At 54.6% G+C, this 13,310-nt stretch carries 18 protein-coding genes; 7 read left to right on the forward strand and 11 right to left on the reverse strand.

Features of this window, described 5'->3' with window-relative positions:
• Nucleotides 1–45 precede the first annotated feature (45 nt).
• Nucleotides 46–333: a hypothetical protein gene (locus ACO6VE_RS05990; RefSeq protein ID WP_422460263.1), complete on the forward strand. Its 288-nt coding sequence runs from the start codon at nt 46–48 to the stop codon at nt 331–333.
• Here ACO6VE_RS05990 and ACO6VE_RS05995 read toward each other — a convergent pair.
• From ACO6VE_RS05995 to ACO6VE_RS06040, 10 genes are all read right to left on the reverse strand, one after another.
• On the reverse strand, nt 330–1,829 hold the full coding sequence (locus tag ACO6VE_RS05995; protein ID WP_422460264.1) for a phage portal protein: 1,500 nt from the start codon (nt 1,827–1,829) through the stop codon (nt 330–332). The two genes, ACO6VE_RS05990 and ACO6VE_RS05995, sit on opposite strands and share 4 nt — an antisense overlap.
• Complete coding sequence (locus ACO6VE_RS06000) at nt 1,829–2,038, reverse strand: phage head-tail joining protein (protein ID WP_252018471.1); 210 nt, start codon at nt 2,036–2,038, stop codon at nt 1,829–1,831. The genes ACO6VE_RS05995 and ACO6VE_RS06000 overlap by 1 nt, the downstream gene beginning before the upstream one ends.
• Nucleotides 2,023–3,921 carry a phage terminase large subunit family protein gene (locus tag ACO6VE_RS06005; RefSeq protein ID WP_422460266.1) on the reverse strand — a complete coding sequence of 633 codons (1,899 nt, stop codon included), beginning with the start codon at nt 3,919–3,921 and terminating at the stop codon, nt 2,023–2,025. Before ACO6VE_RS06005 ends, ACO6VE_RS06000 begins: the two co-directional genes overlap by 16 nt.
• Nucleotides 3,887–4,351, reverse strand: a complete 465-nt coding sequence (locus ACO6VE_RS06010; RefSeq protein ID WP_422460268.1) for a hypothetical protein — start codon at nt 4,349–4,351, stop codon at nt 3,887–3,889. Before ACO6VE_RS06010 ends, ACO6VE_RS06005 begins: the two co-directional genes overlap by 35 nt.
• Nucleotides 4,352–4,472: 121 nt before the next feature.
• Entirely contained in the window at nt 4,473–5,189 is a 717-nt protein-coding gene (locus tag ACO6VE_RS06015; RefSeq protein ID WP_422460270.1) for a hypothetical protein, read from the reverse strand.
• Nucleotides 5,186–5,404 carry a helix-turn-helix domain-containing protein gene (locus ACO6VE_RS06020; RefSeq protein WP_422460272.1) on the reverse strand — a complete coding sequence of 73 codons (219 nt, stop codon included), beginning with the start codon at nt 5,402–5,404 and terminating at the stop codon, nt 5,186–5,188. The genes ACO6VE_RS06015 and ACO6VE_RS06020 overlap by 4 nt, the downstream gene beginning before the upstream one ends.
• Nucleotides 5,391–5,795: a RusA family crossover junction endodeoxyribonuclease gene (locus ACO6VE_RS06025; RefSeq protein ID WP_422460274.1), complete on the reverse strand. Its 405-nt coding sequence runs from the start codon at nt 5,793–5,795 to the stop codon at nt 5,391–5,393. The genes ACO6VE_RS06020 and ACO6VE_RS06025 overlap by 14 nt, the downstream gene beginning before the upstream one ends.
• Complete coding sequence (locus ACO6VE_RS06030) at nt 5,792–6,136, reverse strand: hypothetical protein (protein WP_422460276.1); 345 nt, start codon at nt 6,134–6,136, stop codon at nt 5,792–5,794. Before ACO6VE_RS06030 ends, ACO6VE_RS06025 begins: the two co-directional genes overlap by 4 nt.
• Nucleotide 6,137: 1 nt before the next feature.
• Nucleotides 6,138–8,138 carry an AAA family ATPase gene (locus tag ACO6VE_RS06035; protein WP_422460278.1) on the reverse strand — a complete coding sequence of 667 codons (2,001 nt, stop codon included), beginning with the start codon at nt 8,136–8,138 and terminating at the stop codon, nt 6,138–6,140.
• Between the two features lie 190 nt (nt 8,139–8,328).
• Entirely contained in the window at nt 8,329–8,529 is a 201-nt protein-coding gene (locus ACO6VE_RS06040) for a transcriptional regulator (protein ID WP_422460280.1), read from the reverse strand.
• A 207-nt stretch (nt 8,530–8,736) separates the two neighbouring features.
• Between ACO6VE_RS06040 and ACO6VE_RS06045 the strand changes: the two genes are divergently transcribed.
• On the forward strand, nt 8,737–9,315 hold the full coding sequence (locus tag ACO6VE_RS06045; RefSeq protein ID WP_422460282.1) for a LexA family protein: 579 nt from the start codon (nt 8,737–8,739) through the stop codon (nt 9,313–9,315).
• Between the two features lie 4 nt (nt 9,316–9,319).
• On the opposite strand, the gene ACO6VE_RS06050 is transcribed toward ACO6VE_RS06045, so the two are convergent.
• The gene (locus tag ACO6VE_RS06050) at nt 9,320–9,970 is read right to left on the reverse strand and encodes a helix-turn-helix domain-containing protein (RefSeq protein ID WP_422460284.1); all 651 of its coding nucleotides are present in this window, start codon (nt 9,968–9,970) and stop codon (nt 9,320–9,322) included.
• 237 nt (nt 9,971–10,207) lie between these two features.
• Here ACO6VE_RS06050 and ACO6VE_RS06055 point away from each other — a divergent pair, with 237 nt between their 5' ends.
• From ACO6VE_RS06055 to ACO6VE_RS06075, 5 genes are all read left to right on the forward strand, one after another.
• On the forward strand, nt 10,208–10,702 hold the full coding sequence (locus ACO6VE_RS06055; RefSeq protein WP_422460286.1) for a hypothetical protein: 495 nt from the start codon (nt 10,208–10,210) through the stop codon (nt 10,700–10,702).
• A 50-nt stretch (nt 10,703–10,752) separates the two neighbouring features.
• Nucleotides 10,753–11,556, forward strand: coding sequence for a DNA translocase FtsK (locus ACO6VE_RS06060; protein ID WP_422460288.1), 804 nt, complete (start codon nt 10,753–10,755; stop codon nt 11,554–11,556).
• 60 nt (nt 11,557–11,616) lie between these two features.
• A complete protein-coding gene (locus tag ACO6VE_RS06065; protein ID WP_422460290.1) occupies nt 11,617–12,057 on the forward strand; it encodes a DUF7173 family protein in 441 nt (146 codons plus the stop codon).
• Nucleotides 12,057–12,827, forward strand: coding sequence for an ATP-binding protein (locus ACO6VE_RS06070; protein ID WP_422460292.1), 771 nt, complete (start codon nt 12,057–12,059; stop codon nt 12,825–12,827). The genes ACO6VE_RS06065 and ACO6VE_RS06070 overlap by 1 nt, the downstream gene beginning before the upstream one ends.
• Before the next feature lie 2 nt (nt 12,828–12,829).
• Nucleotides 12,830–13,310, forward strand: a 481-nt coding sequence (locus ACO6VE_RS06075) for a DUF669 domain-containing protein (protein WP_422460294.1), incomplete at its 3' end; no start/stop codon positions are given.

The following is a 13,310-nucleotide window of genomic DNA, read 5'->3' on the forward strand; positions in this document are numbered from 1 at the left end:
CAGCCATATATTTATCGGCTGAAAATATTAAAGCAGGAGCTGAAAGTGAAAGTTAAAAACATCAACGGAACCAGTGACAATACTTGCGAATGCAGAAGCTGGCTACATCACTGGCAGAGATTCAGTGGTCAATCATCTATCTATTGTTCTGTAAAGAATTGCCTCTCTTATGCGGAGGTAGGTGCCCATGTACAGAAAGGTGGATTAATGATTGATAATAGCTGGTACATTGTCCCTATGTGTAAATCACATAATAACATGCATGGGCAAGTTCTTGAGATTGGGGATGCCTATAATCTGGTATCAGCCAATGCCAGAGAAACCTGTGGCTAATCACTGTCGTTAGGTTCTGCCTGCAACGTCCCCCCGCGAGCGGTTTTCCGGGGGTCCGTATCCAACACAATCCCCATCTTATCCAACCGCTGCAGATCACCCTGATACTCTTCAAAAAATTTCACCGGATCATAACCCAGACGACGGACGCCTTCCGACTGGGTCATCAGGCCGTCACGGATATACTCCCGGATTGCCTTGCCCTCTTTCTCCATATCCAGGGCAGGCACCGCCGGTGGCGTCCATTCGGCAGTGACCGGTTCGTACTCACCAATCAGCCGGGCCGCTTCATCAAACCAGCCATAAACCTGCTCACAGAATCCGGGAATCAGCATATTCCACTGCCAGTGCTCCACATTGGCCACAAACTCCAATCGACCCATTCGGGCACTGGAAAAGTTAACCTGGGAGTAATCACCGGTCAGCTGTTCGGCGGTGATACCAAACGACATGGCAATTTCACGCAACAGGGTGCGGGTATAGTCGGTGCCATTGTCCGCATCGGGCGGTGTCACGGTGGTGATGTCGTTATGCCCTACATACTCCACCATACCCGGCTCGATCGAGTCTACCGGCAGCGTCGGGTCACCGTTGTTTTTCTTGGGCAATGAGACACTGTTGGCATCGGTCCCCTTCACCAGCACGGCAAAACAGCTGGCAATTTTCTGTTGCATCAGCTTGGCATCCTGCAGTTCATCAAAATCCCGAAGCCGGAGCATGGCGGCAGCAAGCCAGGGCACACCATGAATCTGTTCCGGTCGATCCGAGTCGAACACATGGAGAATTTCCGAGGCATCCACCCGACGGGACTGGGCGTTATAACGGCGGAAGTGGTGATAGTCACCGGGGTGCTGATCGAACAACCAGTAAGCCACCAGTTGACCAATGGCATTGAACTCTTTGCCCTGGACGATCTTGTGACCGTTATCCAGCGTCTGGGTTTTGCCGGTATCAATCCAGTCCGGTTCCAGCACCTGAAGCTGCAGGGGAACGGCCAGGTTATCGCTGGCCCGACGTCGACGACGACGGATCAGTACCGAACCGGACTCAAAAATGGTGTTCATGGCCAGTGCCTGCAATGCGTAGATATTTCTCTGGCCATCGGCGTCTATCTGGATGGACTCGGCCCAGCTGCACCACAGCTTCTGGCGCTTTTTCAGGGCTTTCTGGTTCTGCCCTTTCAGCTCGGCCACAATGCCATAACGGACCACATTGTTCCGGATTACCCGCTGGGCCTGTCGTGCCCAGGCATTATTCCGCAACAGGTCCCGACTGCGGAACATCAGTGTCTGAAAGTCTTTACCAATTTCGCTATTGGCAGAACTGCCATGGGCGACCCAGCCCTCCGTCCGGCGTCCTTTGGCCGCCCCTTCATACCGGCGCTTGAACACATTGGCCGCGCTCATGGCCTGCAGCCGTCGCATGTAAAAACGGGGAGCGACGTTGATCAGTAACCGCTCGTAAAGTCCCATCTCCTCACCCGTTTTTCTGGCCATTATTGTAATCCCTTGCTGAATGAAACCACCCTGGCGTGCTGGGGTTTCTCAATATCCCGGCGCATCATGTCCCGGATCCGCATCATTTCGGTCAGGCTGCGATAGCGAACCTTCTTGTCGCCATACTCCACCTCCAGGGTACCCATGGCGATGGCGTCTTCCAGTGCGGTGAGTTGCTGTTGTGTAAAGGCCATTAGCGTTTTATCCATCTTCCTTTGCGGGTACGTTGCTGTTCTGCCACTGGTGCCGGGGCAGCAGACGACGGTGTAGAGAGTTGTCCCAGCGCCTGTTCCAGCTCCCGCCAGTGCTCTTCCTCAAACCGGTCGATACCGACGGCGGCAGCGGCAGCACGGTTATAGACCCGGCAGTCCAGGGCTTCATTGCGCTCCCGGAACTTCTCCCAGCCGTATTGCATCCCCCGCTTGGTCTGCTTTTCCACCAGGTGCTCGGCAGTCAGCATCTTGAAATAGTCTTCGTTGTATTGGGGAAAGCGGCAATAGCCAGCGGGCGGCTGTGATGACGAATCATGGTCTTTTGTGAAATCCAGCTGCAGCCAGGAGTACAGTTCTGTCTTGGCAGCATCGGTGCCAATGCCCCACAGCTGCACCCCTTTCTGCACATGCTGGCCTTCAAAATTGAGATCCACATAGGATGGACGACAGAGGATAGGATAAGGGCCCGGGGGCATTCCCTTGATCGCCATCACCAGTCCCGGATGTTTACGCACCCAGTTGTAAACCACCTGGGCGTTGTAGCCGGTGTCAATGGCAAAACGCAGCAGGGACATTTCCACACCGTTCGCGTGTTTCCAGGTGCCGTTGACCAACCGGCTCAGCTGGTCCTGTACTTCCTGAGTTTCAATGCCTCCCTCGATCACGATGTAATCCACAGACCATGATCGTTTACCCCGCCCCCAGCTGACAATCTCGATCTCAATCCGGTTTTTCTGGATATCCGCCGCGCCGGTCAGGAACAGTCCCCCTTCAGGCACCCTGCCAATGGGGTAATCATCCCGACGCTCATAGAGTCGCTGCCACTCCGGTGCATCGCCTTTCTGCTTCCAGGTCTGGGCCAGCTGGGTATTGATAAAGGTTTTCAACAGCTGGGTATTGCCCTGGGCATTGATCCACTTTTCCACCAGTTGGGGAATGCTCTCCCAGGGGCTGGCCAGTTTGGAGACATTGAACCCGGCATGACCGGTAAAGGGACGGGTTGCCCGCCAGCTTCCCTGGGTAATGGCCTGCTGTCGCTGGGGTTCAGTCCAGGGGGTTTCACAGTGAGGGCAACGATAGTGAGACTGCTCCGGCAGTTTCTTGCCGTTGTCGTCTTTGGGAATCACCACATTGGCCCAGACCATCTCTTCACGATGACCGCAGGACGGACAGGGCACTTCAAACACCCGCCGATCTGACAGTTTGTATTCCCGGGCTATCCGGCTTTTCCCCTCAATGGTGGGGCTGCAGACATGCACCCGCTTGGCATTCCAGAACACCGCCTGCCGTTCCGCGATCAGGGCGATCGGGTCCCCTTCATCACCGGCAGAGGCCGGGTACTTGTCCACCTCATCACAGAGCACCACCCGCACCGGACGCATGGCAAGATCCCCCGGGGCATTACTGCCGACGATGGATACATGACCACCGGCAAAGGTTTTATGGAGAATCTTATCGCCCCGGATTCGCCCCTTGAGGGTAGGCGAGTCCCGCAGCATGGTACTGAGCCGGTCTTTTGACCAGGCTTCCCCCAGTTTCTCATTGGGCTGCATCACGATCATGGGGGCTGGGTCGAGGTCAATGTGATAGCCGACGATGTTGTTGATCAGCTCGGTTTTCATCAGCTGGGTGCAGCACATCACCGTCACCACTTTCACCGCCGGGTCACAATAGGCCTCCATGGGACCACGGCACACCTCCACATTGCTGGTTTTCCACTTGCCCGGCTCGGACGATGACTCCGCCGACAGGTAGCGATAGGTATCGGCCCACTCCACCAGTCCCATATTGGGTGGCGGCTTCAGGTTTTCCCGCCGTGCCCTGCCCAGCAGCTGCCGGGCGAAGTCAATCGCATCGGGATTCAATACTGCCTGGCTCATCGGCGGTCAGCTCCTTTAACGCTTCGGTGACAACTTCCATCAGCAGCTCCTGCACTTCCGTTGGTGAATCCATCAACGCCAGCCGTCGTGAGTATTTGCCAGGAATGGCAATCAGGTTGGCACGGACGAAAGCGTATTCACCGGCCACCAGTTCCACCATGGTGGGTACGTCCAGCTGCTCTTGCCGTTTCCGGGCATTGTCCAGCGCCTTGCCGTCGGCCTGTTCCTTGGCCAGTCGTGCCCGCTCCTGTTCCAGGTCATAGTCACCGGCGGTTTTGTCCGCATCGTAGAGCAAAGGCAAAACGGTCTTGCTCTCGTACAGATGGCTGCGGCCTTCAATCACCGGTTCGATCGTTTCCAGCCGGGCCTTGATGGTTCGGTGGGTTTTGCCTGTCAGCTCATGGAGCTTGTTGGTACTCAACAGCGGCATCGTTCCGGCTCCCTGTTATGTTGTTGCCCTTAGAAATTCTCAAAATGTCGTCTTTCACCGGGGTTCGAACTACCCGCGCCAAAAATGCCCCGGGAAGGACCCAATGGGCTCCCCCCCTGCCCTAGCCACGGTTTGCCGTCGCGATGGCATAAGCGAGCGCCTTTCCGAACTCTTTGTTGTAATGGCGACGGATTGACCGTTCTGACACGCCATGGAAGTCCAGACGACGACGGTATTTGGGTTGCCGGGTAATCATCATGAAGGGTTGTACCTTCCTTCCCCGCCGCATCCAGACACCCTTGGCCTTGCCTCCGGGACGACCGACAAAGTACTGGGTTTTGCGGGAATTGGTGGTGTTCTGACTGGTATCAAACTGGGCGCGGACATTGGAGAGCATCTTCACTACCTGTCCACGGCTGATGTTGCCATAGCGATCCAGCTTGGCGGTGCGTGATGGTACCAGGAACTCCTCCGATCCCAGCAGGCCACGACGACGAAGCAGGGATTCCGAACGCTTGGTATTCCGTTCACCACCATGGACTTCCGGTGCCAGGTACTTGGTGGCCGCCGTTCCCTTGGGTGACCAGTCCCGGAACCAGACCACCGCTTTGGGATTGACATCCCGCTTCCGGGCTGGTCGGAGAAACAGGGAGTTCATGGTGTAACGGGTTGGACGGTCAAAGACCCGCTGCATCTCCTCTTCCACTTCCCCCTTGGCTATCCCACCCAGCCGGGTCATGGCCAGCGCCGTAGCAAAGGGCACCTGCCGTCTTCGGAACTGATCCAGCTGCCGGGTCAGGCCCTCGATATCCAGAAACAGATCCATCTCAACACTCATTGGCCCGCGCCTCTCACCTGGGTATTCAACCACTGGTCCACATCGCCCCGGGCATAGAGCACCTTGCCCTCAATGCGGGAGTGCCTGGGCCCTTTCTTCTGGGTTCGCCAGTTCCGCAAGGTGCCTTTGCTGAACTGCTGATCCAGGTATTCAAACAGCTCATCGGTATTGAGCCAGATCTTGTCGAGGTAATCCTTGTGATTATCGCTCTGCATGGCGTGGGTCTCCTGAGGTCATGGGCATAACTTCCACCAGGGCAATGCCTTCCGGGGGCAGCTTCTGCCCGCGCATCACCACCAGTTGATCAATCTGGCTGTCGTCGATCCAGACACCGGCGTGGGTGAGGCCATCGAGCAACGCCTTCATGCGGTTGTCGATATCGGAGCGGTGATTGGTGGGAAAGTGCAGGCGGACAATCACCCGCAGGGAACCTGCCAGCTTGCGGTTGTGAACCCCCTGTTCGGTGCAGGCCACCTGAACACGACGACGGTATTCTTTGCCCGCCTCGGACATGTACACCGACGGGATATGCTTGTGGCCCTTGCGAATAACCCGGTGCTTCCAAACATGGTTTACCGTCGGTGGCAGGGGTAACGAAATTCTCATGCCAGACCTCCGGAAAACACTGCTGAAAATATTCCGGAAATAATTCCCTGAAACCCGGTGGCAAAATCCGGGTCGCGAACGACATCAGGTCCCCCCCTAAAGGGGGGGGGACTGATTGATGTCGCCACGCTAGACCGTTTGATGTCGTTTGATGTCGGTTTGATGTCGCTTTTGATGTCGTTTGATGTCGGTTTGCTGTACATTTTTTGAGCGACATCAAATGAAACCGGCCAGTTTGATGTCACTTTGATGTCGCTTTTGCCCAATTTTTGATCAATTCCAGAAAACAGAGGGCAACTTAACCATGATTTTTCGCAGTCGATTCTGGTCAGAAAATCCATCTCAGCACCCCTCCACCAGGTACACATAAGGGCCGTCAATTCGAATGATTTTTGAGTCTTCGAAAAACTTTTTATCCCGGTTGAAATTGTTCCGGTGGGTATACACCGGCGGGTTACTTTCAAGGCAGGCATCACGCCAATCCACAAAACTGACCCGCGCCTCACAATCCATACGACCACCTTCCTGTAAACGCTGCCTGTGAGTCTCATAGAGATCCCCCAGAAGGGCAATCGCGGCCTTTTTGGTCTTACCCATGGTCTTGGCTTGCCGAACAAGATTCTGCACAGCAGGGGCCTCCAGATCCTCCAGCACACAACTGGTCTGAACCTCCCCGTCCTCATCCTGCCAGGGGAGTTCCACCACCTTCAGGTTGAATTCACGGGGATCCGGTTCGTCAGCATCTTTCATCTTCTTGGAAGTAATCTTGACGGTGTCGTCGGTCTTGCGAACGGCATATTCTGCATCCAGTGCCGCCTTTAATGCCGAGTTCCCCCGGGCCCGATCCTGACTCCCTACCCCGGTGTGATGGACGATCAACACACAACAGCCATACTTGCGCCGAAAGAAGTCATCCAGGTGCCGGACAAACTGGTTCATATCCTGGGTGCTGTTTTCATCCGCCCCACCAAAGTTCCGGGCCAGGGTATCGACAACCACCGTGGAAGGGGGTTGCCCGCCATTCTGCTCCACCATGATCTCCACCGCCTGACAGACCTGTGCCGCACTGGCGGCATCGTACAGGCTGGCGGCACACTTGCTGACAAACAGGGGAGCACCGGCAAGACTCTGGCCGTTGGTTATCTCCCAGGCCTTGAACCGTCGGGAGAGCCCGTTCAAACCTTCACCGGCCAGATAGATAACCGGTCCCGGTCGTTTAATCTCCGCACCGTGCCACGGGTTGCCGGTGGCAATGCAGCAGGCCATATCGATGGCCACAAAGGACTTGCCGCAACCGGGTTCACCAAACATCAGCGCCAGTGAATCGGTCTCCAGAAACCCTTTGATCAGCCAACTGATGGGACGGGGCTCACTGACCATCTCGCCCACAGAGACCAGGCTGAAACTGGAAGACATTAAACGGGAGGGGGCTTTTAACTGCTCCAGCATCAATTCCGGGGCAACCTGTTTCAGGTCATTGAAATCGGTACCGGCGCTGCCCGGGGGGAACTGAGGGAACACCACGGTCGCACCGGTTGCCTGTGCCGCACCGATGGCCGCAGTCAGCCCGGGATTATTGGGCGTCGCACTGTCATTATCGGCAGCAATGATCCGCTGTCGTGCAACCGGCTGGAGCCTGCGGGCAACCGCTTCCAGATTACCGGAATCAAAGGAGACCACGGCACCACAGCCGGTAACTTCATGAATAGTAGCTGCGGTGGAATACCCTTCCGCCTGGTACAGAGTGTCGGTAACCTCACCGATCAGATGCAGGCCACCGGCTTTCTTGCCACCGGTTTTGTAACGCTTCTGGAACTGTCCCTGTTCATCCTGCCAAATGTACTGCAAGGAACAGATCGCGTCCTGCTCATCGTGCACCGGAATCAGCAGAGTCTGTTCCCGTTGGCGAATACCGTGGACACCCACCCCTTTGCTGACCAGATAAGGATGCTCCGGATCGGCGGCCCGGGCCTGCTCCCACTCGTCCTGGGATGCCCTGGCCACATCGGCCCAGACTTTTTGCTGTTCCCGCTCCCGCTCAGCCCGGACCATGGCCATGATCCGCTCCTGCTCCTGGAACTCTTCCGCCGACAGTTCACGATGGTCGTGCAATGACCAGACGTGTTTGTCACCTGTCTTCCAACTGCCGAAGGAGCCTGCGGGATAACGTCCACCATAGAGCACATACCAGCCGTTCTTCTTGCCGGGTTTGTCGCCCTCCACATGGAAACGCTGGATTTTACCATCGGCAACAGGAAGCTCGGGACCACGAAGGCCGGCGTCGTTCATTGCATGGGCGAACTGCCGGGCAAAGTCAGGCGATGCCCCGAAAAGTATGGCCATGCTTCCCCCTGAAAAATAAATATGTCATGATCAACTCTCTTCCTTGAAAACCCCGTATCCTGTTGGCGCAGTGCGGGGTTTTTCTTTATGTCTACTGGGTATCCGGTGTTAGAGAGGGTGTAGTGAGGGATGTCCTTTGCGGGGAAAAAATAGCCATTAACCCACTATTCATAAACACCTCCTGCCTTATTTAGCCGTAGATATCTGGACGAAGTTCTTGTCGTGTAACTTTTCCATCAGTGGCTGTTACGATTTTTTTGACTAGCTTGTGGCTAGCCATTTTTCGCCCGTGCGCTAAATGGCGCAGGTAAGCCAGGGATGTACCGACATTCTTAGCCAGAGCCCTTTTTTGTTCAGCATTGAGCTGTTTGTAATAAGTTATTAGTTTCATGCTGTAACTGTACCTATTTGGTTTTATTTTTACAAACAAAAAAATCCTTTTTGGATATATACCATAAAGGTACAAACCGTTTTAATATTCCGCATGGATATACAACAAATAAGACGTCACAACGCTCGCTTGCTTGCGGCAACTTTCAAGAGCTTGAGCGCTTTTGCAGATGCAATTGGTCGCACTCACAGTAATGTCAGTCGCTTTATGGGAAAGAATCCCACCAGGGGCATCGGCTCAAAAGTTGCCAGAGAAATTGAAGAGGTATGCGGTAAGCCGATTGGCTGGCTGGATTCTTTTCATGAGTCGGTGCATGACATTAAGACCCTGTCGACATCTGCTGACCTGGTGCTGGCAGGATACGATATTGAAACGGCTCGACACGTCCCTGTACTTTCCTGGGTCCAGGCAGGAGCTTTTTGTGATTCTGGCGGGCCATTCCCTCCCGTTGATGACACCACCGAACATGTAGCCTATTTTGGTCGACTTAGTACCAGTGCTTACGCCCTGGCAGTAAAAGGCGACTCAATGGTGTCGCCGCATAGTGGACAAATGTCTTTTTTACCTGGTTGCAGGATTATTGTTGATCCCGCCAGGGAGGCCATGCCCGGCCATTACGTGATTGTACGAATGCCTGATAGTGATGAGGTAACCTTCAAGCAGCTGGTAAAAGACGGAAGTACCCTCTACCTTAAACCCTTGAATCCTCAGTATGTTACGCAGAAGTTTCCAAGGGATGGTGATATTTGCGGTGTAGTTATTGGTACAACCATGAGCTTTGATTAAAAACTCACTTATGTTTGACGACACTGCCAAGCAGTTCATCAAGCTTTTGTTCAACTTCCACCTGACCGATCTGAATAGCTGACACCTGGTGGTATAAGCGGCTCATAGTTTTCTCAATAGCTGATTGACGCTGACTGATGATCTTCAACTCTTTCAGAAGCTCCTGGGCCATTTCCTTATTGGAAAGTTCATCTCCACCATCACGACCACTTAATAGCCACTCGGCATTGACTTTCAGTTTGTCTGCAATGTCCGGAAGTCTCTTGGTATGGGGTATCGCTTCTCCCTCCAGCCACTTCCGGGCGGCATGCTGGGATATACCAAATAGCTTCCCAAGCTCCATTTGTCTCCCTTTACCTTTTGCAGGAAAACCGATGTTGTCCAGGGCTTCATTCAGACGCCTGGAAAATTCGCTCCTTTCATCGACCTGCAAGTCAGTGGCGTCAGCTTCTCCAAAGCGGATATGACTTTCAGTAACCCCAAAGACTTTGGCGAAATCCTCCAAATAGCGGGGATTATTTGTCTGACCATTTTCTATTTGGGCGATACTTTGCTGTGTAATTCTACGCCCCGTTAAGGAATGCAATTCCTTTGATAGCTGCTCCTGACTCCAGCTCTTCCCTTCTCTCAACATCTTTATGTTCTGCCCAATCATCGCTTCCTACCTGCCATCTCTACACTTAACTGCTGGTTTTTCTGAACTGTTTTGACGCCTATATAAAAACAGTTAAATCCTTTTCCGTCACCCTTTTCAGATCGTCTACGGCTAATCAAAACCAAGCAGGATTCCATGAATAAAAAAATTTGTACCTATTAGGTATTGACATGAATCCATATTGGATTCACTATTTATTCCAACAACAGCACTATAGTTCGGATCGAGAAGAGAACCATGGACAAAGAAAGGCAGCAGGCTATTTCAAATATTAAATTATTGGCGGAGCAGGAGTTGGAAAACCACAATCAGTTAGTAGAGTTGCGCAAGCAAATTTCAACACTGGAATTGCAACAAAGTGAATTGATCCGTCGAAGCTGCGAGACCAAGAAAAACATCCTGAGCGAGATTCATCAATTCTCCGAATCCCTTTGGCATTGTATTGATACTCAAACAGAAAATGATACTGAAAGAAATTCCCTTTACGACGAAAATCGTCTTCCTGTAAATCTACTCATCGGCAACATCCTGATCGAAATTCCTGAGGACGCCGAAGACGAAAGCGATGTCATCGTCACTGAACTGGAACAACTGGCCAGCACCTTTGAAACCCTCTCCCCCAAAGAGCTGGCAGTAATGAACGTCGCCCTGAAGAACTACCAGCAACATGCAGAAGGTGAATGCTTCACCGCGATCGAACGACTTCTGGACGTACTGGACCCGGATCGGTAGATCCGCAACCAGACAGTTGTAACCCACCAACCCTAACCAGGTAAACGACCATGGAAAAAACAGACGAAAACGGTCTGGCGGATTCGCTCGGCCAGCTGAAAGACGATGAGGTGATGATCCTCTCTGCCAGCACCCTGCTGGGTGATCTGATGTCACTGGTACTGGATGAGCTGAAAGCCATGCCCGATGTCTGGCAGAAGCTGCCGCAACTGCAACAGGAAGAGGTGCTGTTCCGGATCAAACAACGGTGTACTTCTGCTGTCGCCCAGGCTGTGCGACTGATGGCGTCCGGTGACCGGGTCACCCTGACCGCAGCAGTGGACACCGTGACCTTTAAGGATGGCGTAAAAGCCGTGCTGAAAATGCCGGGCAATACCCCGGGCCGTCATGACCTGGCCGACGCCGAAGGGGAAACGGTACTGATCGTGATTCCGGATACCGCTGCCTATATGGGCGGGGAACTGCCTGAGGCCGATCTCGACCAGCCCACCCTTGCCTTTGAGAGTGAGGACGATCCGCTCTACCAGGAAGCGGTTGACCTGGTACTGGCCATGACCAACCCCTCCATCTCCAACCTGCAGCGACAGTTGAAAGTGGGGTACAACCGCGCTGCCTGGATGATCGACACCATGGAAGCCTCCGGCGTGATCAGCAAACCGGACGACCATGGCAAACGCACGGTCAACCAACAGCCACTGCCAGAACCGGCCAGCTCTTACAGCTGCCCACACTGTAACTGGACAGAAAGCTGTGAGGATCCGGAAGCACTGGAGGCGATGATCGCCAGTCATCACGCCATCGACTGCCCGAACACACCGATGACCAACGAGGAAGACACCAGCCAGTTCCATTAACAGCAGACCCCGTAACGCCATAAAAACGACACAACAACAATAACGCCAGGAGCGTAGACCATGAACGAGAACCAGACCACCACGGCACACAGCCCACTGAATGAGCCAGGCCTGTTGGACCGGCTGGCTTATGAGCTGGAAGAGGCCAAGCGCCAGGAGGCCGAGGCCCGCAATGCCCGTGTTGCCATTGAGGAGCAGATCCTCACCCATGTGGGGGTTAAGGAGGAAGGCAGCGCCACGGTGAAAAGTGACTACTACAAGGTCACCACCACCGGCGGCATGACCCGCACCCTGAACGGCAAGAAGTGGGCCGAGATCAACGGCCAGCTGCCCAACGAGGTGGTGCAGAACGTGGTGCGCCTGAAGCCGGAACTGGATACCCGCCAGTTCAAGGCCCTGAAGGACCTGAACCCGCAGCAGTACGCCATTGTGGCACAGGCGGTGACCAGCAAGCCCCGCAAGGCATCGGTAAAAATTGAACGACTGGAGGCGGGCAACTGATGGCTTTCTCTCTCAACTCCATCAGCCGGGCGGCCGGTTTTACCGCGCCCCGCCTGCTGATTTACAGCGATGCCGGTGTGGGCAAGACCACCCTGGCGGCCGGTGCCGATAGACCGATCTTCCTCTGCACCGAGGACGGTCTGGGCACCCTGGCAGTGGACGCCTTTCCCATGCTGACCCAGTACAGCCAGCTGATCGAGGCACTGTCTGCCCTCTACCACGAAGAGCACGACTACAAGACGGTGGTGCTGGACAGCCTTGACCACCTGGAGCCATTGATCTGGGCCCAGACGTGCGCGGAGCATGACAAAAACTCCATCGAGGACTTTGGCTACGGCAAGGGGTATGTGGAGGCCCTGTCCCACTGGCGCAACCTGATGCAGTGGCTGAATGCCCTGCGCAATGAGAAAGGCATGACCATCATCCTGATCGCCCATGCCGAGATCAAGCGCTTTGAATCACCGGAAGTGGACAGCTACGACCGCTACCAGATCAAGCTGCACAAGCGGGCCTCGGAACTGGTCCAGGAGAGCATGGATTGTGTCCTGTTCGCCAACTACAAGACGGTGATCAAAAAAGAAGAATCCGGTTTTGGCAAAACCAAGGCCAAGGGCATCGCCACCGGACAACGGGTGTTGTACACCGAAGCCCGCCCGGCCTTTGTGGCCAAAAACCGTTACTCACTGCCTGCTGAACTGCCCATGAGTTGGGACGCATTCAGCCAGGCACTGAACACATCCGCCAATAACAGCAACCAGCAAGGAGCCTGACCATGGCAGGTTTAGGATTTAAAGCCAACGACTACAGCCCGGCCCAGGGGTTTGAACCACTGCCCAACGGTGACTATGTGGCCATGATCACCGATGCGGAGATGAAAACCACCAAGGCCGGTAACGGCCAGTTCCTGAAACTCACCTGGACGGTGATGGATGGCCAGTACTCTGGTCGCAAAGTGTGGAGCAACCACAACATCATCAACCTCAATGAAACAGCGCAGAAAATCGCCCGGGAAGAGATCAGCGCCATTGCCCACGCCATTGGTCGTCCTGAAGCCGGTACCACTGAAGAGCTGGTCAATATCCCCTGCCGGATCACCCTGAAGATCAGACAGGAAGCTGGGCGGGACCCGTCCAACGAGATCAAGAAGTGGGAGGCGATCGGCCAGGCCACCTTTCCCACTCACGCCCAGCCAGCGCCCCAGCCTGCAGCAGCTCCAGCAGCGCCAGCGCCGGGAGTGGCGCCAGCGGCAACAG

It is taken from the genome of Endozoicomonas sp. ALB115 (assembly GCF_049310245.1).
GTDB lineage: Bacteria > Pseudomonadota > Gammaproteobacteria > Pseudomonadales > Endozoicomonadaceae > Endozoicomonas.